Source organism: Parerythrobacter lutipelagi (assembly GCF_005434975.1).
GTDB classification, from domain to species: domain Bacteria; phylum Pseudomonadota; class Alphaproteobacteria; order Sphingomonadales; family Sphingomonadaceae; genus Parerythrobacter_A; species Parerythrobacter_A lutipelagi.
In genome coordinates this window covers 538,096-561,404 of the sequence record NZ_SKCJ01000002.1, presented here as the reverse complement: position 1 = coordinate 561,404, position 23,309 = coordinate 538,096, and the positions used below count along the sequence as shown (strand labels likewise).

The 23,309-nt window shown below is 60.8% G+C and carries 23 protein-coding genes; 13 read left to right on the top strand and 10 right to left on the bottom strand.

The features are described 5' to 3' along the window. The first annotated feature begins 237 nt into the window (after window positions 1-237). From mdh to E0502_RS11010, 13 genes are all read left to right on the top strand, one after another. Window positions 238-1,212, top strand: coding sequence for a malate dehydrogenase (gene mdh, locus E0502_RS11070; protein WP_137678064.1), 975 nt, complete (start codon window positions 238-240; stop codon window positions 1,210-1,212). Further along, window positions 1,209-1,667 carry a hypothetical protein gene (locus E0502_RS11065; protein WP_137678063.1) on the top strand — a complete coding sequence of 153 codons (459 nt, stop codon included), beginning with the start codon at window positions 1,209-1,211 and terminating at the stop codon, window positions 1,665-1,667. The genes mdh and E0502_RS11065 overlap by 4 nt, the downstream gene beginning before the upstream one ends. Further along, the gene (sucD, locus tag E0502_RS11060) at window positions 1,667-2,557 is read left to right on the top strand and encodes a succinate--CoA ligase subunit alpha (RefSeq protein ID WP_137678062.1); all 891 of its coding nucleotides are present in this window, start codon (window positions 1,667-1,669) and stop codon (window positions 2,555-2,557) included. Before E0502_RS11065 ends, sucD begins: the two co-directional genes overlap by 1 nt. Window positions 2,558-2,590: 33 nt before the next feature. Beyond that, a complete protein-coding gene (locus E0502_RS11055; RefSeq protein ID WP_137678061.1) occupies window positions 2,591-5,437 on the top strand; it encodes a 2-oxoglutarate dehydrogenase E1 component in 2,847 nt (948 codons plus the stop codon). A gap of 11 nt (window positions 5,438-5,448) precedes the next feature. After that, window positions 5,449-6,723, top strand: a complete 1,275-nt coding sequence (gene odhB, locus E0502_RS11050) for a 2-oxoglutarate dehydrogenase complex dihydrolipoyllysine-residue succinyltransferase (RefSeq protein WP_137678060.1) — start codon at window positions 5,449-5,451, stop codon at window positions 6,721-6,723. Between the two features lie 21 nt (window positions 6,724-6,744). Continuing rightward, entirely contained in the window at window positions 6,745-7,068 is a 324-nt protein-coding gene (locus E0502_RS11045; RefSeq protein WP_137678059.1) for a hypothetical protein, read from the top strand. Further along, on the top strand, window positions 7,061-8,491 hold the full coding sequence (lpdA, locus tag E0502_RS11040; RefSeq protein WP_137678058.1) for a dihydrolipoyl dehydrogenase: 1,431 nt from the start codon (window positions 7,061-7,063) through the stop codon (window positions 8,489-8,491). The genes E0502_RS11045 and lpdA overlap by 8 nt, the downstream gene beginning before the upstream one ends. Window positions 8,492-8,502: 11 nt before the next feature. Then, window positions 8,503-8,916 (top strand): VOC family protein, encoded by a 414-nt coding sequence (locus E0502_RS11035; protein ID WP_137678057.1) that lies wholly within the window; start codon window positions 8,503-8,505, stop codon window positions 8,914-8,916. 71 nt (window positions 8,917-8,987) lie between these two features. Beyond that, complete coding sequence (locus E0502_RS11030) at window positions 8,988-10,355, top strand: serine hydrolase (protein WP_161593766.1); 1,368 nt, start codon at window positions 8,988-8,990, stop codon at window positions 10,353-10,355. A 59-nt stretch (window positions 10,356-10,414) separates the two neighbouring features. Next, window positions 10,415-11,752, top strand: coding sequence for an amidase family protein (locus tag E0502_RS11025; protein ID WP_137678055.1), 1,338 nt, complete (start codon window positions 10,415-10,417; stop codon window positions 11,750-11,752). Window positions 11,753-11,762: 10 nt separating this feature from the next. Next, a complete protein-coding gene (locus E0502_RS11020) occupies window positions 11,763-12,449 on the top strand; it encodes a PepSY domain-containing protein (protein ID WP_137678054.1) in 687 nt (228 codons plus the stop codon). Further along, window positions 12,446-13,240: a hypothetical protein gene (locus E0502_RS11015; protein WP_137678053.1), complete on the top strand. Its 795-nt coding sequence runs from the start codon at window positions 12,446-12,448 to the stop codon at window positions 13,238-13,240. The genes E0502_RS11020 and E0502_RS11015 overlap by 4 nt, the downstream gene beginning before the upstream one ends. Further along, window positions 13,237-13,902, top strand: coding sequence for a trimeric intracellular cation channel family protein (locus tag E0502_RS11010; protein ID WP_137678052.1), 666 nt, complete (start codon window positions 13,237-13,239; stop codon window positions 13,900-13,902). Before E0502_RS11015 ends, E0502_RS11010 begins: the two co-directional genes overlap by 4 nt. Window positions 13,903-13,908: 6 nt before the next feature. On the opposite strand, the gene E0502_RS11005 is transcribed toward E0502_RS11010, so the two are convergent. From E0502_RS11005 to gdhA, 10 genes are all read right to left on the bottom strand, one after another. Continuing rightward, entirely contained in the window at window positions 13,909-14,688 is a 780-nt protein-coding gene (locus E0502_RS11005) for a hypothetical protein (protein WP_137678051.1), read from the bottom strand. A 125-nt stretch (window positions 14,689-14,813) separates the two neighbouring features. Next, window positions 14,814-15,362, bottom strand: coding sequence for a hypothetical protein (locus E0502_RS11000; protein ID WP_137678050.1), 549 nt, complete (start codon window positions 15,360-15,362; stop codon window positions 14,814-14,816). Between the two features lie 181 nt (window positions 15,363-15,543). Continuing rightward, entirely contained in the window at window positions 15,544-16,995 is a 1,452-nt protein-coding gene (locus E0502_RS10995) for a serine hydrolase domain-containing protein (protein WP_137678049.1), read from the bottom strand. A gap of 9 nt (window positions 16,996-17,004) precedes the next feature. Next, the gene (locus E0502_RS10990; protein WP_137678048.1) at window positions 17,005-18,153 is read right to left on the bottom strand and encodes a saccharopine dehydrogenase family protein; all 1,149 of its coding nucleotides are present in this window, start codon (window positions 18,151-18,153) and stop codon (window positions 17,005-17,007) included. Beyond that, window positions 18,146-18,814: a DUF4166 domain-containing protein gene (locus tag E0502_RS10985; RefSeq protein WP_137678047.1), complete on the bottom strand. Its 669-nt coding sequence runs from the start codon at window positions 18,812-18,814 to the stop codon at window positions 18,146-18,148. Before E0502_RS10985 ends, E0502_RS10990 begins: the two co-directional genes overlap by 8 nt. 149 nt (window positions 18,815-18,963) lie before the next feature. Next, on the bottom strand, window positions 18,964-19,383 hold the full coding sequence (gene rplQ / locus E0502_RS10980; RefSeq protein ID WP_137678046.1) for a 50S ribosomal protein L17: 420 nt from the start codon (window positions 19,381-19,383) through the stop codon (window positions 18,964-18,966). Between the two features lie 103 nt (window positions 19,384-19,486). Beyond that, entirely contained in the window at window positions 19,487-20,542 is a 1,056-nt protein-coding gene (locus E0502_RS10975) for a DNA-directed RNA polymerase subunit alpha (protein ID WP_137678045.1), read from the bottom strand. A 118-nt stretch (window positions 20,543-20,660) separates the two neighbouring features. Continuing rightward, window positions 20,661-21,050, bottom strand: coding sequence for a 30S ribosomal protein S11 (gene rpsK / locus E0502_RS10970; protein WP_137678044.1), 390 nt, complete (start codon window positions 21,048-21,050; stop codon window positions 20,661-20,663). Window positions 21,051-21,105: 55 nt separating this feature from the next. Next, the gene (gene rpsM, locus E0502_RS10965) at window positions 21,106-21,474 is read right to left on the bottom strand and encodes a 30S ribosomal protein S13 (RefSeq protein WP_137678043.1); all 369 of its coding nucleotides are present in this window, start codon (window positions 21,472-21,474) and stop codon (window positions 21,106-21,108) included. Window positions 21,475-21,798: 324 nt separating this feature from the next. Next, a complete protein-coding gene (gene gdhA / locus E0502_RS10960) occupies window positions 21,799-23,160 on the bottom strand; it encodes an NADP-specific glutamate dehydrogenase (RefSeq protein ID WP_137678042.1) in 1,362 nt (453 codons plus the stop codon). Between the last annotated feature and the right edge of the window lie 149 nt (window positions 23,161-23,309).

Sequence of the window (23,309 nt, the reverse complement as noted above, 5' to 3'; positions counted from 1 at the left end):
CAACCCAATCATCCGCACCAGATAGCCACATGATTTACGCAGTTCTGCGGCTCTTATTGCAATTGCGAACTATTTGCAGAAATTGTTTGTAAATCCTGACCTTTCGCGGTTGCATTCCCTTTTTCACAGGCCTAGGCCGACTGCGTTCACCGGGCGCGGCTTCCTCGCGGGACGCGGGCGCGCACCGGAAAGCTTCGGTTTAGCGGTCCCGCGCGCTTGGAAGGACAACTCCCGGATATGGCTCAGACTGTCGGACGCAAGAAGATCGCCCTAATCGGCTCAGGCATGATTGGCGGCACCCTCGCCCATCTCGCCGCAAAGAAGGAAATGGGCGACATCGTCCTGTTCGACATCGCCGAAGGCATGCCGCAGGGCAAGGCGCTCGATCTAAGCCAGTGCGGCCCGATCGAAGGCTTCGACGCCAGGATCACCGGTTCGAACGACTATGCCGACATTGCAGGTGCCGACGTCGTGATCGTGACCGCAGGCGTGCCGCGCAAGCCCGGCATGAGCCGCGACGATCTGCTCGGCATCAACCTCAAGGTGATGAAATCTGTCGGCGAAGGCATCAAGAACAACTGCCCCGACGCATTCGTGATTTGCATTACCAACCCATTGGACGCCATGGTCTGGGCGCTGCGCGAATTTAGCGGCCTGCCGCACACCAAGGTGGTCGGCATGGCCGGCGTGCTCGACAGCGCGCGCTTCGCGACCTTCCTTGCTTGGGAATTCGGTTGTTCGGTGAAGGACGTGAACGCCTTCGTCTTGGGCGGCCACGGTGACACCATGGTTCCGGTCAAGAGCTACACCACGATCAACGGCATCCCGGTTGACGATTACGCCAAGATCAAGGGTGTGTCGGCAAGCCGGATCGACGAAATTGTCGACCGCACCCGCAAGGGCGGCGGCGAGATCGTCGGCCTGCTCGGCAACGGTTCGGCCTATTACGCCCCCGCCACCAGCGCGATCAGCATGGCCGAAGCCTATCTGGGCGACCAGAAGCGGATCCTGCCCTGCGCAAGCTATGTCGAAGGCAAGTACGGCCTCGACGGGCTGTATGTCGGCGTCCCCACCGTGATCGGCGCAGGCGGCACCGAGGAAGTGATCGAAATCGAATTGTCGGACGAGGAAAAGGGCAACCTCAAGGTCAGCACCGACGCGGTCGAGGAACTGCTCGAAGCGTGCAAGGGGCTGGATAGCTCGTTGGCATGAGCTACGAAGTCATGGTCTTTGACCCGGCCTTCGCGCCTCGTGGACGCGAACCGTTCAGCGAGTGGTTCGCAAAGCAGGTCGATTGGGACATGGAGCACGACTACATGAACCCTCAGTCGACCACGCCAGCGCTCCGCGAATGGTATGATGGAATCCGGCTCGAATATCCTGCGATGAATGGGCCTGATGCGACTGACGATGACCATGAGATCGACCGGGCGGGCGACTACAACTTCGGCCCGCACTTCATATATGTGACCTACCCATGGTTCCTGGCCGAAGAAATCTACGACAGGGTCCGTGCAGTTGCCGTCGAAAAGCAGGTCGGGTTCTACGACGTCAGCAATGACGAAGACGAACAGGAAATCTATTTTCCGGGAGACGCACTAGCGCCTCCCTCGCAAGGAAGTTGGCGGTCAATCGCCAAGCAATATCGGGAGCTAAGCGAACACTAATGTCCATCCTCGTAAACAAAGACACCAAGGTCATCACCCAGGGGATGACCGGCGACACCGGTACCTTCCACACCCAGCAGGCGCTCGATTACGGGACGCAGATGGTTGCGGGCGTGACGCCGGGCAAAGGCGGCACGACGCATATCGGCCTGCCGGTCTACAACACTGTCGGCGATGCCAAGAAGGCGACCGGCGCGACCGCGACCTGCATCTATGTCCCGCCGCCCTTCGCTGCGGATTCGATCCTCGAAGCGATCGATGCGGAGATGGAGCTGATCGTTGCGATCACGGAAGGCATTCCGGTGCTGGACATGGTGCGCGTCAAGCGTGCGCTCGTAGGCTCCAAATCGCGCCTGATCGGCCCGAACTGCCCCGGCGTGCTGACCCCCGGTGAATGCAAGATCGGCATCATGCCGGGCTCCATCTTCAAGAAGGGCAGCGTCGGCGTTGTCTCGCGCTCCGGCACGCTGACTTACGAAGCTGTGCACCAGACCACCATGGTCGGACTTGGCCAGACCACCGCGGTCGGCATCGGCGGCGATCCAGTCAACGGCACCAACTTCATCGACGTGCTCGACATGTTCCTGAGCGACGATGAAACCCAGTCGATGATCATGATCGGCGAGATCGGCGGCAGCGCGGAAGAAGAAGCAGCAGAATTCCTCGCAAACGAAGCGAAGAAGGGCCGCAAGAAGCCGACGGTCGGCTTCATCGCAGGCCGCACCGCGCCTCCGGGCCGCCGCATGGGTCATGCCGGTGCAATCGTTTCCGGCGGCAAAGGCGGCGCGGATGACAAGATCGCAGCGATGGAGGAAGCCGGTGTACGGGTTTCGCCTTCGCCCAGCGAGCTTGGCACCACGCTCGACGCGATGCTTAAAGAACTCGCCTGATCCCTCCTCCCCCAGCCTCCCCGGGAGCCCGCCATGGGTAACGAGAACCACGATTTCCTGCCCGAGATGGGCGATCAGGAAGGCCCGCAGCCCGGGCCGAGCTGGGCCAATCCCGGCTGGCTCGCGTCGGTGGTCGATTCCGACGCCGACCTGACACAGGCGCTCGACCCGACCACGATGAAGCTCGCGGTCGAGCAAGCGGCGGCAAAATCGGGCAAAGCGATGAGCCGCGCCGATATCGAAGCGGCGGCGGGGGACTCGATCCGCGCCATGCTGCTCGTGCGGCTGTACCGGGTGCGCGGACATCTGGCGGCCAATCTCGACCCGCTCGGCCTGTCCCACCGCGAGGAACCGGAAGACCTGCAACTGGAATGGCACGGCTTTGCCGGACAGGAAGCCCGCGAGGTCTTTGTCGGCGGCGTGTTCGGCTTCGAATGGGTCACGGTGGGCGAGCTTTACCGGGTGCTGCGCGAAACCTACTGCGGCCACGTCGGCCTCGAATATATGCACATCTCGGACACCGAGGAACGCCGGTTCCTGCAAGACCAGTTCGAGAGCCCCGAAGACACGATCCAGTTTTCAGCCGAAGGCAAAAAGGCGATATTGCAAGCGGTGATCCGCGGCGAGGAATACGAAAATTTCCTCGGCAAGAAATATGTCGGGACCAAGCGTTTCGGTCTCGATGGCGGGGAATCGATGATTCCCGCGCTGGAAGCCGTCATCAAATACGGCGGTTCGCTCGGCGTGCGTGAAATCATTTACGGCATGGCCCACCGCGGCCGGCTCAATGTCCTCGCGAATGTGATGGGCAAACCGTACAAGGTCATCTTCCACGAATTTTCCGGCGGCAGCGCCAACCCCGATGATGTCGGCGGTTCGGGCGATGTGAAATACCATCTCGGTACCAGTACGGACCGCGAGTTCGACGGTATTTCCGTGCACATGAGCCTGGTGCCCAATCCATCGCACCTCGAAGCGGTCGATCCGGTCGTCCTCGGCAAGGCACGCGCGCAACAGGCCATCCGCGACGACCTCGATGATCACGAGCAAGTCCTGCCGGTACTGATCCATGGCGATGCCGCCTTCGCGGGCCAGGGCGTGGTGTGGGAAAGCATGAGCCTGACCGGGATCAACGGATACAACACCGGCGGCTGCATCCACTTCATCATCAACAACCAGATCGGCTTCACCACCGCGCCCAGGTTCTCGCGCGGGTCGCCCTACCCCTCGGATCTTGCGAAGGGCGTTCAGGCACCGATCCTCCACGTCAATGGCGACGATCCCGAAGCGGTGACTTTCGCCTGCAAGCTTGCGGTCGACTATCGTCAGACCTTCAAGCGCGACATCGTGATCGACATGTGGTGCTATCGCCGGTTCGGCCACAACGAAGGCGACGAACCCAAGTTCACGCAGCCGCTGATGTATGATGCGATCCGATCGCACAAGAAGGTCAGCTATCTCTACGCCGATTCGCTGATTGAAGAAGGCGTGATTGAAGCAGGAGCGGCCCCTCAGATGCGCGACGAATTCGCCGCTCACCTGCAGGACGAATTCGACGCTGCGAAAAGCTACAAGCCCAATCATGCCGATTGGTTTGGCGGGCGCTGGGCTGGCCTTAACAAGCCCGCCGATCCGGAAAGCGCCCGGCGCAATGTCGAAACCGCTATCCCGAAGAAGCTGTTCGACAGCCTTGGGCGTACGCTCACTACCGTCCCTGACGATTTGAACATCCACAAGACGCTGAGCCGCGTGATCGATGCCAAGCGAGAGATGTTCAAGAGCGGCGAAGGCTTCGACTGGGCGACGGCAGAAGCGCTCGCCTATGGCAGTCTTGTGACCGAGGGATACGGTGTGCGCCTGTCCGGACAGGATTCGGGCCGCGGCACCTTCAGCCAGCGGCATGCGGTGTGGGTCGATCAAACGGACGAACGCAAATACATCCCGCTGTGCCAGCTCCCGCACGGCAAATTCGAAGTCTACGACAGCCCGCTCAGCGAATATGGCGTGCTCGGTTTCGAATACGGCTTTGCCATGGCCGACCCGAAAACGCTGGTTCTGTGGGAAGCGCAGTTCGGCGATTTCGCCAACGGCGCGCAGATCATGATCGATCAGTTCATCGCCTCGGGCGAGGTGAAATGGCTGCGGGCCAACGGGCTCGTTCTGTTGCTGCCGCACGGTTATGAGGGTCAGGGTCCCGAACACAGCTCTGCGCGGCTCGAACGTTTTCTCCAGCTGTGCGCCAACGACAATATCCAGGTGTGCAACATCACCACCCCGGCGAATTACTTCCATGTGCTTCGCCGCCAGATGCTGCGTCCGTTCCGCAAGCCGCTGGTGATCATGACGCCGAAGTCGCTGCTGCGTCATCCGATGGCGAAAAGCCCGGAAGCCGAATTCCAGAATGAACACCATTTCATGCGGATCAAATCCGATCTGACCGAAATAGCGGACAAGAAGGTGCGCCGCCTCGTGCTGTGTTCCGGCAAGGTGGCTTACGACTTGATCGAACGGCGCGACGAAGAAGGGCTCGACGATGTGTCGATCGTGCGGATCGAACAGCTTTACCCCTTCCCGGGCGATCCGCTTTCGGTTCGCCTGAGCCGGATGACCAATCTCGAAGAGGTCATCTGGTGCCAGGAAGAGCCGAAGAACAACGGTGCCTGGTTCTTTGTCGAAAGCCAGATTGAACAATCGCTCAGCGATGCCGGCCACGATGGCATGCGGCCGCGATATGCCGGGCGCGAGGTCGCGGCATCGCCCGCGACCGGCCTGGCGAAACGTCACGCGGAACAGCAACGCTCGCTCGTCGGGATGGCTCTTGGCCTGAATGATGGCGGCGCGGCAGCACGCAACACAAAACCCAAGAACAAGAAGGCCTGAGGAACCATATTATGGCCACGGAAATTACAGTCCCAGCACTCGGCGAATCAGTAGCTGAAGGCACTATCGGCGAATGGCTCAAGCAGCCCGGCGATGCGGTTGCCGTCGACGAGCCGATCGTCAGCCTCGAGACCGACAAGGTCGCTGTCGAAGTGCCGTCACCGGTTGCAGGCGTCTTGCAGGAATTGAAAGCCGAAGTCGGCGACACAGTCGAAGTCGGAGCCGTTCTTGCTCTGGTAGAGGAAGGTGCCGCCCCCGCCGCGAAGGGCGAAGAGGCTGGCCGCAAAGCGCAGGAGGAAGACGCTTCTTCCGGTTCCTCTCCTGCCCCCTCGCCAGCTCCGGCACCCGCCGCAAGCGAGAACAACGACAACTCACAGACACTCAGCCCCGCTGTTCGCCGCGCCGTGCTTGAACACGGTGTCGATCCTTCGACCATCAAAGGGACCGGCAAGGACGGCCGCCTGACCAAGGAAGACGTGATTGCTGCGGCCAAAGCCAAGACCGCAAGCCCGGCACCGTCGCAAAGCGCCCCTGCAGCACTAGCAACAGCAACGGCAACCGCTACTGGCGGCGAGCGCCGCGAGGAACGCGTCAAGATGACGCGGATGCGCCAAACCATCGCCAAACGGCTGAAGGGCGCACAGGAAAATGCTGCGCTGCTGACGACGTTCAACGATGTGGACATGTCGGCGGTGATCGAAGCGCGGACGAAGTACAAGGACATGTTCGCCAAGAAGCACGACATCCGGCTCGGCTTCATGGGCTTTTTCGCCAAGGCAGCCTGCCTGGCGCTGAAGGATGTGCCCAGCGTCAACGCTTATATCGAAGGCCCGGAAGGTAGTCAGGAGATCGTTTACCACGACTATGTCGATATCTCGGTGGCGGTCAGCGCGCCCAACGGCCTCGTGGTTCCGGTTATCCGCGACGCGCAGGACAAGGGCTTTGCCCGGATCGAGAAAGACATCGCCGATTTCGGCAAGCGCGCCAAGGACGGCACGCTGACGATGGAAGACATGAAGGGCGGCACTTTCACGATCTCCAACGGCGGCGTCTTCGGATCGCTGATGTCGACCCCGATCATCAACCCGCCGCAAAGCGCGGTGCTCGGTTTGCACCGGATCGAAGACCGCGCCGTGGTGGTCGACGGCGAAATCGTCATCCGCCCGATGATGTATATCGCGCTCAGCTACGACCACCGCCTGATCGACGGCCGTGAGGCCGTGACCGCGCTCAAGATCATCAAGGAAGCGATCGAAGATCCGACCCGGATGCTGATCGATCTTTGATACCAGTCTGAGGAACGAGTTATGAAATTGCCCCCTTTCCTTGCCGTCGGAGCAGCCCTCGCACTGGTGGGATGCGATGCTGCGACAGATTTGGCAAAAGACCAGCTTGGCGAGCAGATCCGCACAACTGTGGTCGAACAATGCCAGTCAGTGAGCGAAAGCCTCAATATCGCCAACGAACTGGTCACTCCGGTCTGCGAATGCACCGCCGACACATTCATGGAGAAGAGCGCAGACGAGCTCACTCAGGTGGATCAGGCACGCGTCGAGGAGATCGTGCGCGCCTGTGCCAGTGAAGCTGGTGCCGCGACGCCTGAAACAAACACGGAGAGCACCGGTGGCTGAGCATTCTTACGATTACGACGTCCTTGTCATCGGTGCCGGACCCGGCGGCTATGTCGCAGCGATCCGCGCGGCGCAGCTGGGGCTGAAGACGGCTTGCGCGGAAGGTCGCGCAACGCTCGGCGGCACCTGCCTCAATGTCGGCTGCATTCCGTCCAAGGCGATGTTGCATGCGTCGGAATATTTCGACGCGGCGAGCAACGGCACCATGGCCGACATGGGCGTGGATGTGACCCCGAAGCTCAATCTCGACAAGATGCATGCCCAGCGGATCGACGCGGTCGACGGGCTGACCAAGGGCATCGAGTTCCTGTTCAAGAAGAACAAGGTCGACTGGAAGAAGGGTTACGCCAGCTTCCAGGATGCGCACACGGTCAAAGTGGGTGACGAAACCGTTACCGCGAAAGACATTGTGATTGCCACAGGATCCTCCGTTACGCCCCTGCCCGGTGTCGAAGTCGACAATGCCAAGGGCGTAGTGGTCGATTCCACCGGCGCGCTCGAACTGGCCAAAGTGCCCAAGAAAATGGTCGTCATCGGCGGCGGCGTGATCGGGCTGGAACTCGGCTCGGTCTGGCGGCGCCTGGGTGCCGAAGTCACCTGCATCGAATTCCTCGACGAGATCCTGCCCGGAATGGACGGCGATATCCGCAAGGAGTCGCGCAAGATCTTCAAGAAGCAGGGCATCGAATTCAAGCTGTCGACCAAGGTCACCGGCGTCGTTGTCAAAGGCAAGAAGGCGACTCTGACGTTCGAACCTGCTGCAGGCGGCGATGCAGAGACGATGGAAGCCGATTGCGTGCTGGTGTCGATTGGCCGCAAACCGAACACCGACGGGCTCGGCCTCGACGCCATCGGGCTCGAAATTAATCAGCGCGGGCAGGTTGAAACCGACCACGATTTCCGCACCAAGGTTGCCGATGAAAATGGGGGCGTGTGGGCCATCGGTGATGTCGTTCGCGGCCCGATGCTGGCGCACAAGGCCGAGGATGAAGGCATTGCAGTCGCGGAAAACATCGCGGGCGAGACCGGCATCGTGAACCACGATGTCATCCCCAACGTGGTCTACACTTGGCCTGAGATTGCCGGTGTCGGCCTGACCACCGAACAGGCGATCGAGAAAATGGGCGGCGACAAGTCCAAGATCAAAGTCGGCAAGTTCCCGATGATGGCCAACAGCCGCGCCAAGACCAACCACGAGCCGGAAGGTTTCGTGAAGGTCATCGCAGAAGCTGAAAGCGACCGCGTCCTTGGCGTGTGGGCCATCGCGAGCGTCGCCGGCACGATGATCGCCGAAGCCTGTGTCGCCATGGAGTTTGGCGCGACCAGCGAGGACATCGCCTACACCTGCCACGCTCACCCGACGCACGCCGAAGCGATGAAGGAAGCGGCGATGGGCGTACAGGGCAAGCCGATCCATATCTGAGCCAGCCGCTAGTGCCACCTTTCCACCTGGCCTTTCCCGTCCACGACCTCGCCGCCGCGCGCGAATTCTGGGGCGGGGTCATGGGCTGCGCGGAAGGGCGCAGCAGCGACGAGTGGATCGACTTCGATTTCTACGGCCACCAGATTGTCGCGCATCTCGCCCCCGCGCGCAGCAGCGATGCGGCGAGCAATCACGTCGACGGCCACGGGGTCCCGGTGCCGCATTTCGGCGTCGTGTTGCCGATGAAAGAATGGAAGGCGCTGGTAGCGCGATTGACCGCCGTCGGAACCGACTTCGTTATCGAGCCGACCATCCGATTTGCCGGAGAGCCGGGCGAACAGGCGACGATGTTCTTCCGTGATCCCAGCGGCAACGCGGTGGAAATCAAAGCGATGGCAAATCCGGACAATCTTTTCGCGACATAGTGAGCGCGCGGGGTTGAGCTTCGGCTTTCACGGTGTATTATATCTATAACTCACCTTGAAAGGCCATGCCGATGCTGCGCGATTACCGCTTTGTTCTGACCATTTCACCGATTGCTCTGTTGCTGAGCAGTGCGACAGTTCACGCTCAGGACACCGAGCGGATGGACGAAGTGGTGAACGAAGAGAGCAGCAACGGAAGTTTCATGGGTGCCGCGCTGGTTGCGCAGGACGGGAAAATCCTGTTCAACAAGGCTGTTGGTGATGCCAATCTCGAATGGGATATCGACAACACCACCGACACAAAGTTCCGCATCGGATCAGTCACCAAGCAGTTCACCGCTGCGGCCATCATGTTGCTGGTCGAGGAAGGCAAGGTCGATCTCGACGAACAGGTTCGCACCTATTGGCCGGAAAGCCCGAAAAGCTGGAATGCGATCACCGTGCGCAATTTGCTGCAGCACACATCCGGCATTCCCAACGTCACATCGTTCGACGATTTCGCAACGGTAAAATACCTGCCCAAAACCCGGGAAGAGATGATCGAGCGTTTCGCCGCTGAACCGCTGGATTTCGAGCCGGGCACCAAGTGGTCCTATTCCAATTCAGGCTATCTCCTGGCCACAGCGATCGTCGAGAAAGCGAGCGGCGAGCCCTATGAGGATTTTGTCCGGTCGCGCATTCTCAACCCGTTGGGCATGTCGAACACCGGGATCGACAAGACAGCCGACATTCTGCCGAAGCGGGCATCGGGCTATTCACCCGCTGCCAGTGGCGTAGCGAATGCCGATTTCGTCAATATGGGCATCCCGCGCGGCGCTGGCGCATTTTACTCTACGACCGGTGATCTGCTGAAATGGCAGCAGGGACTGTATGGCGGGCAGATCCTTTCGCCAGCGAGCCTGCAAACCTTCCTGACCGCGACCGAACTGGATTCCGTCGGCGATGACAAATACGCGCTCGGCGTGGTCATCGACAAGGAAGAGGCCGGGACAACGATCTACCATGGAGGCGGGATTGAAGGGTTCAACGCGTGGCTCGGCTATGACCCGGACCGCAAGGTCACCGTGGCCGTGCTGGCCAATCTCAACGGCGGCGCGGCCAACAAGCTGGGCGCCGCACTGATGGAACTGGCGCGCGGCGGCGAAGTGCGGCTGACGAGCGAGCGGGTCGCGGTTGACGTGGATACCGATACGCTGGGCGAATACCTCGCAACTTACGCTGTGACCCCGCAATTCAAGATCACCATCACGCAAGACGACGACGGGCTCGTCGCTCAGGCCACCGGCCAGCCCGCCTTCCCGCTGTTTGCCGAAAGCGAGGATGTGTTCTTCCTCAAAGTGGTCGACGCGAAGGTTCGTTTCGATCGCGGCGCAGACGGGGCGATAACCGGTCTGACCCTGTTCCAGAACGGCGCAGAGATCGCCGCCACGCGCGAATAGCGCATTCGATTGCGCCCAGGCCCCGCGCGCTATAGGCTCTGCGCAAAGGGGGAAGGTTGATGGATTATCCGAAGCTGACGGGCGAACCCGGTGCGCTCGAACTCGCGGCACTCATCCGTGAGGGCACGCTCTCCCCACTCGAAGCGGTCGATGCCGCAATCGGGCGCATCGAAGCGGGCGATGGCGCGATCAACGCGGTCGTCGTGCGCGACTTCGAACGTGCGCGCGATACAGCCAAGGCGATGGAAGGGCTCGACATCATGCCACACCAGCCGCTCTTCGGTGTGCCGATGACGATCAAGGAAAGCTTCGACATTGACGGACTGCCGACCTGCTGGGGGCATGAAAAATTTAGCGGCAATATCGCGAAACGCGACGCCAGAGTGGTACGGCAGCTCAAGACCGGCGGCGCAATCCTGATCGGCAAGACCAATGTCCCGCCTGATCTGGCCGATTGGCAATCGAGCAACCCGGTTTACGGCCGCACGGTCAATCCGCACGATCACACCCGCAGCCCCGGCGGATCGTCAGGCGGGGCCGCCGCAGCCGTCAGCGCCGGTTTTGTCCCGTGCGATTACGGCACCGACATCGGCGGTTCAGTGCGTGTCCCGGCCCATTTCTGCGGCGTGTGGGGCCACAAGACGAGCTGGGGACTGGTTTCCAAGCATGGCCACGATCATCCGGCCATGGCTGGCAAAGACGCGCATGATGGGGTGCTCTCGATTGCCGGACCGATTGCGCGCAACGCCGACGATATCGAGATACTGCTGCGACTGACTGCCAAACTTCCGATGGCTGAAAGCGCAAAACCGCTCAGGGAACTGAAATTCCTTGCCGTGCTGGATCAGCCGACATGCCCGGTCGATTCAGCCGTGCTCGGCCCGATAGAGTCGGCACTTGGTATTCTGGAAAAGGGGGGCTTGTCCATCGACCGGAGCAGCGACCTGCTGCCCGACCTCGCAGCGCAACACCAATCATATCTGCGCATGCTCAATGTCGCGATGGCGCGCGGAATGCCCGGGCCCGATGGTGAGCGGGCCACGGCGACGGACTGGTTCAATCTGCTCGATCAGCAGACGCAGAACGAGCTCGCATGGGATGCTCTTTTCGCGGAATATGATTTCGTGCTCGCGCCGCCTGCCCCGGTTCTTGCAGTCGAACATCGCGACGGGTCCGTATTCCGCGGCGAAATCACTATCAACGGAACCTCGCGCAATGCCGGCGATGGCCTGGCCTGGGCCGGAATAGCCACTTTCCCGAATTTGCCATCCACTGTCCTGCCGATCGGAGCCACTGGCCATCTACCGTGCGGGATGCAGGTCATCGGGCGGCACTGGCACGATCTCGACTGCATCGCCGCCGCGCGCGGCATTGCACAGCTTCTCGCGCACGGCTAGGCGCGCGCGCATGGCCAAAAAGCAATTCATGCAGCGCTTCGCCAAATGGCATATCTGGCTCAGCTGGCTGGTCGGCGTGCCGATCCTGATGTGGCTGGTGACCGGCCTGTTCATGGTCGCCAAGCCGATCGAAGAAGTGCGCGGCAACCATTTGCGTACAGAAGCCAAGGAGCAGGCTCTGGTCCTGCCGGGCGGTGCTTCTCCGTCCACTGGTCCGGTAAAGGAAATGCGCGCGTATATGCAGCGCGGCCAGGCGATCAGCCGGGTGACGATGATGGACGGTTCGGTGCGCCGATACGACCTTGCAAGCGGAGAAGCGATCGCGCCACTTGATGCAGCAGCCGCGCGGACCCTCGCCGAAAACGAAATCGTGGGCGGCGACAAGGTCGCCAGCGTGACCTACTTCGATCCGTCAGAAGTGCCGTTTGATTTCCGCCGGGAAATGCCCGTGTGGCAGGTCGCGCTGGAAGACGGGACGCATGTCTACATCGGGCGCGACACCGGAGAAATCGAAACGGTTCGGACGAAATGGTGGCGCGGGTTCGACTTCATGTGGGGGCTGCACATCATGGATTTGCAGGAACGCGAAGACACCTCGCATCCGATCCTGATCCTGTTTGCTGCGCTTGGCGTAATCGGAGCGTTGCTGGGTTGCATCCTCATGTTCCGTCGCCGAAAGGCTCGCGTAAAAACATGATCGCCCGGATGGCCGCGCTGACCGTGCCGTCGCTGGCAGGTGCTGCGTGGATGGCAATTGCCGGGTTTCCGCATGACCGGATCGCTATTCAGTGCGTGGCACTGCTGGTTGGTGCCCTGTTGATCGCTGCCGGTTCGCGGTTTGACATACCCCCCAAGCCATTGGGCGTTGTGCTGGTGGTCCTTCTGTATCTCCCGCTCTTGCTCGGCCCGGAGGTTGGCGGGGAACAGCGCTGGATTGGCGCGGGACCAGTCATTCTTACCACTGGCCTGCTGTGTGTGCCTGCCCTGTCTGTCTTGCTTTCCCGCGCGCGGCGCAGCTGGTTTGTCGCTCCGCTAGCGCTGATATTCATCGCCGGTCTGTTCCAGAGCGATCCTTCGATTGCTATGGCCCTCGCGTTCGTGATTCTTGTGCTTGGCGGGACCAATCTGGTTGCGATCGCCGCAGGGCTCCTCCTGCTGTGCATTGGCAGTATCCTCGCCATCCGTGACACGATGGAGCCGGTGCCTTTCGTCGAGGGAGTCCTTGCGGATGCAGCGTCAAGCCAGCCGGTAATTGCCGCTCTGTTGGCTTTCGCCCTCGCCGGCTGCATCATTCTGATTCTGCGCATTGGCAATGCGCCAACCATGCAGAAGCGCGCGCTCGCCGCGTGCATGTTTGGCTTCGTCTGCGCGTCGCTGATCGGACCGTTCCCGGTACCTCTGATTGGTTATGGTGCCGCACCGATTCTGGGACTATCGCTGGCGCTCGCAATCCTGAAACCGGAAAACGACGGAGGCCAAGCCGCATGACCCCGGCCATTGCCGACCCAACGATCATTCTCACACCGGTTCTCGACTTGCTGGACATTCTCGGAGTGGCGATATTTGCGCTATCCGGCGCCTTGCTTGCTGCGAAGGAGCGGCAGACCTTCGTGACCATGGGGTTCTTCGCTCTGGTGACCGGCGTTGGCGGGGGAACAGTGCGCGACCTGCTGATCGCCGCACCGGTTTTCTGGATCAGCGACCCGTGGATCGCCGCCGTCTGCCTGGGAACTGCCCTGGTTGCCTGGTTCACGCCAACGCGCTGGTGGGAGGGCCGTTTGCTGGATTATGCCGATGGCCTCGGACTGACGGCCTACGCGGTGCTCGGCAGCGCGAAGGCGATGAGCTACGGTGTGCCGCCAGTGCCGGCCATCCTGATGGGGATCATCACCGGAACCGTCGGAGGGATCATTCGCGATGTCGTAGCCGGTCGTCCGTCGATCATCATGCGCCCGGAACTTTATGTGACAGCGGCGGCCTGTTCCGCGGCCCTCTGTGTCATAGGCGCAACCCTGCTGCTGCCCAATTGGGCAGTCTGGAGCATAGCGACCCTGGCAGGCTTGATCCTGCGCAGCGCGGCCATTCGCTTCAACCTGTCATTGCCGTCTTATCGCGAAGGCCGCAAAGGCCTCAAGATCGACGAGGGTTAGCGCAGCTTAACCGCCGTACCCGTCTTCCGCGAGATCGCCGTCAACCGGCCCTCCGGGATAGGCAGGACGGGCATTGTCGTCGTAATCCGGACGATCATCGCGCGCATCGGCTTGCGGGTAATCCACATTCTCGCTGCCCTGGTACGGAACACCGCCGGTCCGCAGGCGAGCCTGCGCGTAGTCTTCATCCGACCACTGATTATCGTCTGCATTTCCGCTGTAAGTTGCCTGCTGGCCGGAATAGGTCACTTCGGAAATCTGCCCCTGATTGTCGATCCGGCAATTGAACCCGTCGCCATTGTAGATCCGGCCCGAGACGACCCAGCCATCGCGATCACGCGCGACATTGCTGACTTCGTCAACCCGCACGTCACGTTCGATTTCCGCCAGACACATGTCCACTGCACGGTCGAGACCTTCGCCGCTGTTGCTTCGGCGATAGTCGGTACGGGCGCGGCTGTCGCGGTCACGGTAGTCGCCGCGACGGTCGGTTTGCGGTCGCGAACGACGGTCGTCGCTGTTCGACGCTGCGCTGGCGATTGCAGCGATCCCGCCAAGTATAAGGACACCCGCGATCACGTCACCGGCATCCACCCGATTGCGGTGCCGCCAGCGTCGATGCCGCTCGACATTGGTTGCATCACCATCCCATTGCGCCACATTGGCCGTAGAGGCAGGCGCGTTGATCGTTGGAGCTGGAATATCTGCCGCCAGCACCGGGCTGGCCGCCATGGAAAGCGCCGCCGCCAATGCTGCGGCGGAAGAAAGTGTTTTCGTACGGATCATAACCGGACCCCCGTTGGAGCGAGGCGCCAAACGCGCCCTCATTGAAAAAGGCTAAGCGGCCCAGGCTTTCGATGGCCTGAACCGCTTCGCCCCTGTTGCGACGCCTTGTGGTGCGTCAGCGACAATTAACGCAGTCCGCGAATGCCGCTGTAGTCGATGTCGACCACCCGACCGCGTTCGAAGTCGCATTTGAACTTGCCACTATCGCGGTCGTAGCTGCGGTCATATCGACCGCGCCTGTCATACCGATCATACCGATCGTAGCGCGAGTTGTAGCGGCCGTAGCCACGGTTGCCTTCGACGACGATCCGGCCTTCGACTTCAAACCCGCGACGCTCACGATCGACATCACGGATTTCGGTCACATTGGCATAACGGTAGCCAGCGCGGCGGGCGTCTCTCTCGACAGCTGCGACACAGCGTTCGACCGCAACGCGCGGATTGCCATAGCCACGGTTGTAGGACCGGTCGTTGTAACGATAGTCACCGCGGTAACGGTCGCGCTTGTTGCTCGAAGACAGGATTGCAGCGATACCGCCGAGGATCACCGCACCGGCAATCACATCACCGGCGTCGATACCGTCACGATCACGTGCCACGGCGGGGGTTGCAGAAGCCAGAGCCATCGCACCTGCGGCGACGGTTCCGACAAGAGCTTTTTGGATGGTCTTCATGGATCATTCCTTGCTTGCGACCGAAGCAATGTGCCCCGATTTCAAGTGTGTTCTACCGGAGTATCCATGAGGTCAGGCTGAATTGCTGCGACAGCGAACGTTCATAAAAGTGCCGCTTTTTGTGAACGACCTCAAATGGTTGATTATTCGAGTAAATATGAAAGTTAGAGCGCCGATCCCGCTACTCTTCAGCGGTATCTCCAGCAAGGGCAGCCAACACATCCCGCGTGAAACTGACGATATCGAACCGGCTGCCGACCGGGTCTTCTCCGCGCCTGACAATCACGACATCGCGGCTCGGCACAATGACAAGATATTGCCCGCGATTGCCCATGGCAGCAAAAGTATCGGGCGGGATGCCATCGCTCTTGTTGAACAGCCAGAAGCCCGCACCATAGCCGAACGCACCGTCCGGCTGCGGTCCCGATGGGCTGGAGACATACTCAGTCCAGCCTTCGGGCAGGATACGCTCGCCTTCCCACACCCCGTCATTCAGATAGAGCTGGCCGAGATTGGCGAGATCCTCCGCCGTGGCCCAGACCTGGCTGGAGAGAATATAGTCGCCCGACCAGTCGGTTTCCGCGACTGTGCCTTTCATCCCGATCTGCTGGAAAAAAGCCTCCGGATCGAAGTCCTCGTGCCGGTCTGAAATCGCCTTGATCGCCATCAGCGTATCGTTGTTTGCATAACGATAGGTGGTCCCCGGCGGGTACAATAGCGGCCAGTCCGTCGCGGTTTCTTCAATCGTCGAACCGCCCGCATACAGGGGATCGGTTCGGTTTCCCGGCGTGTCGCTGTATCGCCCTGACGCCATCCGCAGCAGCTGATCGATAGTGATTTGCTTGCGCGCATCGTCAGACCACGCATCACGCACCGCCGGATCGCTCACAGCGACCTGCCCTTTGTGAACGGCAACACCGACCAGGGTCGCCGCGATACTTTTGGCGACAGACCAGGTGCGCTGCGGCGTTTGCTTGCTGAAGCCCTGGAGCCGGTCCACATATTCCTTCGCATTTTCCATGCAGCACCCGGCATACCGCGAGAAACCGCCGTCTTCATGACGGATCACGACTGCGGTTGTTCGCGCGCCTTCGCCATAGGTTCCGTCAAACGCCTGTTCGACCGGTCCAGCGAAAATGCGCCGATGCGTGGCCAACGAAATCTTGGGCGGGAAGGCCGGAGCGCCATCAGGCAGTCGCGGGAAGTTTTCTGGTATGCCCGCGTTCGGCGGCAAATCGGTTTCCGCAGGCCCCGGCGCCAGCCCGATCGGCGCAAGCCGGCAGCCATCCTTGTAGGATGCCTTGGCGAAGCGCGGCGGCATGTCTTCGGCCCAGTCGACTTCGACATGACTGATCGGGCCATTCTCCGCCCGCACAATGCGATGGTCGAGCGTCCGGACAATCGGATCGATCGCCGGATATACACCGGTCAGCTCCCACGCGGTCACACTGGTGACCGGCCGGTTCACCCCGTTTCGCTCTGCATTGGCGATGGCGCCGCACAGGAACAGCGCCTTGTAGCCTGCCGCGAGGGCACGGTCGTAGCGCGCGTCGAGTTCGTCCTGCTGGCTTTGCGCGAAGGCAGGAACAGGGGCGAGAAGCAGCGCAGTGGCTGAGGCAATGCGGAAAATCATGCGCGCAGGTTAGGCAGGCTCTACCATGGAAGACAAGCCCTTGTTCGCGCACCCATGCACCTCCACCAGCGAATGTGTGATGCCCAGCTTGGCCATGTCGGCTTCGAAGTCCTGCAGGCCCAGAATGCCCGCGCAAACATGCGCGCCAGCTGACGGCCCCCGGCCATCGCGGAACAGGCGGATCATCGCCAGTGCGGCCAGTGTCGGGACATAGGGGCCGCGATTCGCATCGGCCACCAGCGTCCAGCGCGATTCGATTGGACGTCCGGTCCCGTCCTCACCGCGAGCGACAACCGTCATTGCACCGCGGTCGGAGCCGAACGGCAGGAACAGCTGCGATAGCCCGAGCATTGCTTTGCTGAAGGGACGCAGGCTCTGCAGCCAGCCCCAACGGACAGGTTGTGAACACAATGCCAGACCGCAGTGGAGGATGCCAAGCTCGAGCCCGGCGAAAAACTCTGCCGAGCGGCGCGGTCTGTACCGCTCGACCAGCAGATCCTGCTCTGGCGTATCGCACACGCTGGACCAGCGCTTACCGACGCCGGGTATGGTCTCGCGGTGGGTCATTCCCCATCCCGGTACCCGCTGCCATTCGCCTGCCCGGAACACCCGAACCGGCTGGCCGACGTAAGACAGGATCGCCTCGACCACCGATAGTCCGCGCGGCGCGCGGTTGCCGGGGTAGATGCCGATGTGAATATCGTCGATCGCGCGCCAGCCTGCCGTCGATCGGTCGAGCACAGCATGGCTCAATGCAGGGATCGAGCTGGCGCCGGTGATGAGCGGAACTCCGCAGCGCCTCGCGGCATCGTCAAAGGCCGGAAAATCGCGAATGAACTGCCGCCCATCGGCCAAATCGACATAGGCTGTCCCCGAACCAAGGGCAGCAACGATGACTTGCGCTGCGCTGGCCTGAAACGGTCCCGCCGCATCGATCACAAGGTCGAACGGCTCGAGGTGCTTTGGTTCGATTGAATTGCGGTCGAGAGGCAAAACCGCCGGTCGCGGGACAAGGTCGTCGGCGACCGCATCGAGTTTCAATCTGGTCCGGCCCGCCAGTGTAAGTGCAACGCCCGGCTCCTTGCTCGCAAGCCGTGCCAGACGGCTGCCGAAAACCCCGCTCCCGCCGATGATCAGGACGCGAAACGGATTATTCATCGCGAAATTCCGCCTGTTGCACGACCAGCGCGCCGAACAGCGGATGGTCGAGCCTGAGGTCAAAGGCGAATCGGCTGTCACCCAGATCGCGATGGGTCACGGTCGTGCTCCCCGGACCCATCCAGTGGGGTATACGCAGCCGCCGTTTGCCGATGCGCAGGAAATAGTGATCGCTGCGAAACACCAGACCCTGTTCGTCGGCCTCTACCGTCAGCGCCATGCCGATGCCGCAGCCGAGATATTCCTCCAGCCCGGTCGGCCCGGAGAACTGCTTCGCGCTGTTGATGGTTTGGGGAAATCCGCTGTCACGGGCATAGACCCGCGTCCAGCATTGCCCGCCGCTTGGTGCATGTTCACTGACACTGACCAGCGCGGACCGCGCGCCGCCGCTTTCAAGCGGCAAAGGAGCGCCGACCGGACGCAGAAGTCGTGCGAGGAGCCACCCAAGGCGCGAATGGCGGGTAACAAGGACCTTGCCGCGATAGACAGCGCTTTCCATGGGGCCGATGCGGCTGGAGAAGCGAAGCTGCACCGCCTTGGGCAAATTCGACCAGGCTGCGCGGCCAACCAAGGAACGGAACCGGAGATCCACCGGCTTCGAGGCCTTGCCCTGCGGCCGCTCGAAAACCTCCGCACAGGCTTTTCTGGCGTTCTCACCCATGATCCGCTCCTTTCCCCTCGGCGGCTTGGATTTGGGTGACAGACTTTTATTTCTGTCAAAACAGAAATTACGTTAAACCATGCTGCAGTCAAGCAAAAAGGGCCGCAAGGTTTCCCCTGCGGCCCTTCCCGTGTCTCTCGGTGAGGCGCTTATGCGTCTTCGAATTCTACTTCTTCAGCAACCGGGCCGCTATCCTGGCCTTTGGCATCTACATCGCGATCGACGAACTCGATAATCGCCATCGGTGCTGCATCGCTACCGCGATAGCCGGCCTTGATAATGCGGGTGTAGCCGCCTTCACGATCCGCGTAACGATCAGCCAGAACATCGAACAGCTTCTTGAGCTGGGTTTCGTCCTGCAGCTTCGACATGGCAAGGCGGCGGTTCGACAGGCCGCCACGCTTGGCCAGCGTGATCAGCTTCTCGACATAGGGGCGCAGTTCCTTGGCCTTCGCGACCGTCGTCATGATCTGCTCGTGCTTGATCAGCGAGGCAGACATGTTGCGGAACAGGGCCTTGCGGTGGCCCGACTTGCGGCTCAGCTTACGCTGTGAAATTCCGTGACGCATAGTTCATTTCCTTCGTTCGTTAAGGGCCCGTGTGAGGTAGCCCGTAGCTGGCGACGCTTTCCCGTAACTGGGAGGTGCGCCGCCTCAACCTGTAGCCAATTGGTTAGCCGAGCAGCTCTTGCTCGAGCTTCTTGGCCATTTCTTCGATGTTCTCAGGTGGCCATCCGGGGATGTCCATGCCGAGACGCAGACCCATGCTGGAAAGCACTTCCTTGATCTCGTTGAGCGACTTGCGGCCGAAGTTCGGCGTACGCAGCATCTCGGCTTCGGTCTTCTGGACGAGATCACCGATGTAGATGATGTTGTCGTTCTTGAGGCAGTTGGCCGAGCGGACCGACAGTTCCAGCTCGTCGACCTTCTTGAGAAGGTAACGGTTGAGCTGGTTGGCGTCGTCTTCCTGTGGCTGCGCGGCCTGACCGATCATAGCGGCTTGTGGCTGCGGGATGCCGTCTTCGAAGTGGACGAACAAGGTCAGCTGGTCCTGCAAAATGCGGGCCGCGTAGGCGACAGCGTCTTCCGGCGAGACAGTGCCGTCGGTTTCGACTGTCAGCGACAATTTGTCGTAATCCAGTTCCTGACCAACGCGGGCGTTGTCGACCTTGTAGCTGACCTGCTGGATCGGCGAGTACAGCGAATCCACCGGGATCAGGCCGATCGGCGCATCGACCGGACGGTTCTGGACGGCAGGCACGTAACCTTTGCCGACATCGGCGGTCAGTTCCATGTTCAGGTTCGCGCCTTCATCGAGGTGACAGATCACAAGATCCTTGTTCATCACTTCGATGTCGCCCGAAACGGCGATGTCGCCGGCTTTGACTTCAGCCGGGCCGGTCGCGGAAAGCTGCAGGCGCTTGGGCCCTTCACCTTCCATCTTGAGAGCAATCTGCTTCACGTTGAGCACGATGTCGGTCACGTCTTCGCGCACGCCGGCGAGCGACGAGAATTCGTGCAGTACGTTCTCGATCTTGATCGAGGTGATCGCAGCACCCTGCAGCGAAGAAAGCAGCACCCGGCGCAGCGCGTTGCCCAACGTCAAGCCGTAGCCGCGTTCCAGCGGTTCAGCGACGAAGGTTGTCTTACGCGCTTTGTCAGCACCTTCCTTCAGTTCGAGGGTGTTGGGTTTCTTCAGTTCCTGCCAGTTCTTGGTATTGACGGACATGGATTTCCCCTAATTCGCTTGGAAGCGTGTTCAGATATGGGCAGGACCGGCAGCGCTGATAAAGCGCGTCCGGTCCGTGAAAATGTCGGCGGCCCGAAAGCCGCCAGGCAGGTACGGATCAGACGCGGCGACGCTTGGAAGGCCGGACCCCGTTGTGCGGGATCGGCGTAACGTCACGGATCGAAGTGATCGTGAACCCGACAGCCTGCAAAGCGCGAAGAGCGCTCTCACGGCCCGATCCGGGACCCTTCACTTCGACTTCCAGCGTCCGGACGCCATGTTCGGCGGCCTTCTTGCCAGCATCGTCTGCTGCGACCTGGGCGGCATAGGGAGTCGATTTGCGACTGCCCTTGAAGCCCATCATCCCGGCGCTGGACCAGCTGATCGCATTGCCCTGTGCATCCGTGATGGTGATCATGGTGTTGTTGAAGCTGGCGTTTACGTGCGCGACGCCGCTCGTGATGTTCTTCTTGTCGCGCCGCCTTACTCGGCCGGGTTCGCGTGCCATGGTGTCGGTATCCTGTTCTTAAGAAGTGGTTGAAAGCGAAGCTGCGAGAGTTCGCTTACTTCTTCTTGCCGGCGATCGGCTTCGCCTTGCCCTTGCGGGTGCGGGCGTTGGTGTGAGTGCGCTGGCCGCGAACGGGCAGGCCGTTACGGTGACGCAAACCGCGATAGGACCTGAGGTCCATCAGCCGCTTGATGTTCATCGATGTTTCGCGACGAAGATCGCCCTCGACCATGTGATCGGTGTCAATCGCCTCGCGGATCTGAACGACTTCAGTGTCGGACAGGTCCTGCACACGAGTGGCGTGATCAATTCCGACCTTGTCGGCGATCTCGACAGCCTTGGTCCGGCCGATACCGTGAATATATGTCAGCGCAATAATAACGCGTTTGTTGGTGGGGAGGTTTACCCCGGCAATACGAGCCACTTACTTCTCCATGCTCCACAGGGACCAAGGCGCTACGCCCTTCCCTATCTCATCGCTCAATTCATCGACACTTTCGTGCCCTACGGCAAAAAGCCCGGATGGCATGCATCAATGGCTGCCGCCTGCCGGACTCTTTCGAAACTGTCGAATGAGGGGCGCGCTTACGGCGATTCGCTTGCTGCGTCAACCGTGTAAGCACGCACAACCAGCGACGCCGTCCATATGGGAGGCGAGCCGGTATTTGCCAAGGGTTCTACACCAGCTTTGCAGCTTGTCAAAATCCTTGGCCGACAACCGGCTCGCCCAGCCCAGTTCTATGACAGCTCAGACGACGCCGAAGGCCAGCATGGCATCAGCGACTTTCTTGAAGCCGGCAATGTTCGCGCCTTTCACATAGTCGACGTGGCCATCGCCCTGGTCGCCATATTCCACGCATTTTTCGTGGATGCCTTGCATCAGTTCGGTCAGCATGTCGCCCAGGCGCTCGTGGTTCCAGCTGATGCGTTCTGCGTTCTGGCTCATCTCCAGGCCTGAAACCGCCACACCACCGGCGTTTGCCGCTTTGCCCGGCGCATACATCACCTTGGCATCGTGAAAGACATGCACGCCTTCGAGCGTGGTCGGCATGTTCGCGCCTTCGGAAACGGCCTTCACACCGTTCGAAACCAGTTCTTTGGCTTCGTCTTCATTCAGCTCGTTCTGCGTTGCGCAGGGCAGCGCGAGGTCGCAGTCGACCGACCAGGGCCGTTTGCCTTCGTGGAAAGTCGAGCCGGTATAGTGATCGCAATATTCGCTTATCCGGCCCCGCTTCACATTCTTGAGATGCTTGATCCAGTCGATCTTCTCCTGGTCGATGCCATCGGGATCGTGGATGAATCCGCCACTGTCAGACAGCGTCAGCACCTTGCCGCCAAGCTGGGTGATCTTCTCCGCAGCATGGGTCGCGACATTCCCGGACCCGGAAATGACTGCGGTTTTGCCGTCCACACTATCGCCTTTGTGCTCGAGCATGTTCTGGAGGAAGTAGACTGCACCATAACCGGTGGCTTCGGGCCGCATCTGCGAACCGCCATATTCGATGCCCTTGCCGGTCAGCACGCCTTCCCAGCGATTAGTGATGCGCTTGTACTGGCCGAACATATAGCCGATTTCGCGCCCGCCCACGCCAATATCGCCCGCCGGCACGTCGGTATCGGGGCCGATGTGACGATAGAGTTCCGTCATGAAGCTCTGGCAAAAACGCATCACTTCGCTGTCGCTCTTGCCCTTCGGATTGAAGTTCGAACCGCCCTTGCCGCCGCCCATCGGCAAGCCGGTCAGCGAATTCTTGAAGGTCTGTTCGAAGGCGAGGAACTTGAGCACGCTTTCATTCACGCTCGGGTGGAAGCGGATGCCGCCCTTGTAGGGGCCAATCGCATTGTTGTTCTGGACCCGCCATCCGCGCTGGACGCGGACGTTGTGGTTGTCGTCTTCCCAGCACACGCGGAATGAAACGACACGATCCGGCTCGGCTATTCGCCGCAGGATCTGGGCTTCGTGATATTCTTCCTTGTCTTCGATGAAATCGAAGATGTCCTGCGCGACTTCCTGCACCGCCTGGATGAATTCAGTCTGCCCTGCATTGCGCTTTTTCACGCCCTCCATAAAGGTCGGAAAATCGACGTGCCGTTCGTAAATTGAAGCCATGGCCTCCCCCTTTCGCATGCAGTTGCACCCAGTGTGCAGTGCTGCTGAATATTCGGCGACCACTTTGCGGCGCAGTTATCTGGACCGAAGGCCCGACTCACGCTCTTTGCTTGAGCGGCACCCTAGCGACGAATCGCCAGCTGCCAAAC

Coding starts and splice junctions, on each gene's coding strand:
- mdh (WP_137678064.1), top strand. CDS start 238: ATGGCTCAGACTGTCGGACGCAAGAAGATCGCCCTAATCGGCTCAGGC.
- E0502_RS11065 (WP_137678063.1), top strand. CDS start 1,209: ATGAGCTACGAAGTCATGGTCTTTGACCCGGCCTTCGCGCCTCGTGGA.
- sucD (WP_137678062.1), top strand. CDS start 1,667: ATGTCCATCCTCGTAAACAAAGACACCAAGGTCATCACCCAGGGGATG.
- E0502_RS11055 (WP_137678061.1), top strand. CDS start 2,591: ATGGGTAACGAGAACCACGATTTCCTGCCCGAGATGGGCGATCAGGAA.
- odhB (WP_137678060.1), top strand. CDS start 5,449: ATGGCCACGGAAATTACAGTCCCAGCACTCGGCGAATCAGTAGCTGAA.
- E0502_RS11045 (WP_137678059.1), top strand. CDS start 6,745: ATGAAATTGCCCCCTTTCCTTGCCGTCGGAGCAGCCCTCGCACTGGTG.
- E0502_RS11030 (WP_161593766.1), top strand. CDS start 8,988: ATGCTGCGCGATTACCGCTTTGTTCTGACCATTTCACCGATTGCTCTG.
- E0502_RS11025 (WP_137678055.1), top strand. CDS start 10,415: ATGGATTATCCGAAGCTGACGGGCGAACCCGGTGCGCTCGAACTCGCG.
- E0502_RS11020 (WP_137678054.1), top strand. CDS start 11,763: ATGGCCAAAAAGCAATTCATGCAGCGCTTCGCCAAATGGCATATCTGG.
- E0502_RS11015 (WP_137678053.1), top strand. CDS start 12,446: ATGATCGCCCGGATGGCCGCGCTGACCGTGCCGTCGCTGGCAGGTGCT.
- E0502_RS11010 (WP_137678052.1), top strand. CDS start 13,237: ATGACCCCGGCCATTGCCGACCCAACGATCATTCTCACACCGGTTCTC.
- E0502_RS11005 (WP_137678051.1), bottom strand. CDS start 14,688: ATGATCCGTACGAAAACACTTTCTTCCGCCGCAGCATTGGCGGCGGCG.
- E0502_RS11000 (WP_137678050.1), bottom strand. CDS start 15,362: ATGAAGACCATCCAAAAAGCTCTTGTCGGAACCGTCGCCGCAGGTGCG.
- E0502_RS10995 (WP_137678049.1), bottom strand. CDS start 16,995: ATGATTTTCCGCATTGCCTCAGCCACTGCGCTGCTTCTCGCCCCTGTT.
- E0502_RS10990 (WP_137678048.1), bottom strand. CDS start 18,153: ATGAATAATCCGTTTCGCGTCCTGATCATCGGCGGGAGCGGGGTTTTC.
- E0502_RS10985 (WP_137678047.1), bottom strand. CDS start 18,814: ATGGGTGAGAACGCCAGAAAAGCCTGTGCGGAGGTTTTCGAGCGGCCG.
- rplQ (WP_137678046.1), bottom strand. CDS start 19,383: ATGCGTCACGGAATTTCACAGCGTAAGCTGAGCCGCAAGTCGGGCCAC.
- E0502_RS10975 (WP_137678045.1), bottom strand. CDS start 20,542: ATGTCCGTCAATACCAAGAACTGGCAGGAACTGAAGAAACCCAACACC.
- rpsK (WP_137678044.1), bottom strand. CDS start 21,050: ATGGCACGCGAACCCGGCCGAGTAAGGCGGCGCGACAAGAAGAACATC.
- gdhA (WP_137678042.1), bottom strand. CDS start 23,160: ATGGCTTCAATTTACGAACGGCACGTCGATTTTCCGACCTTTATGGAG.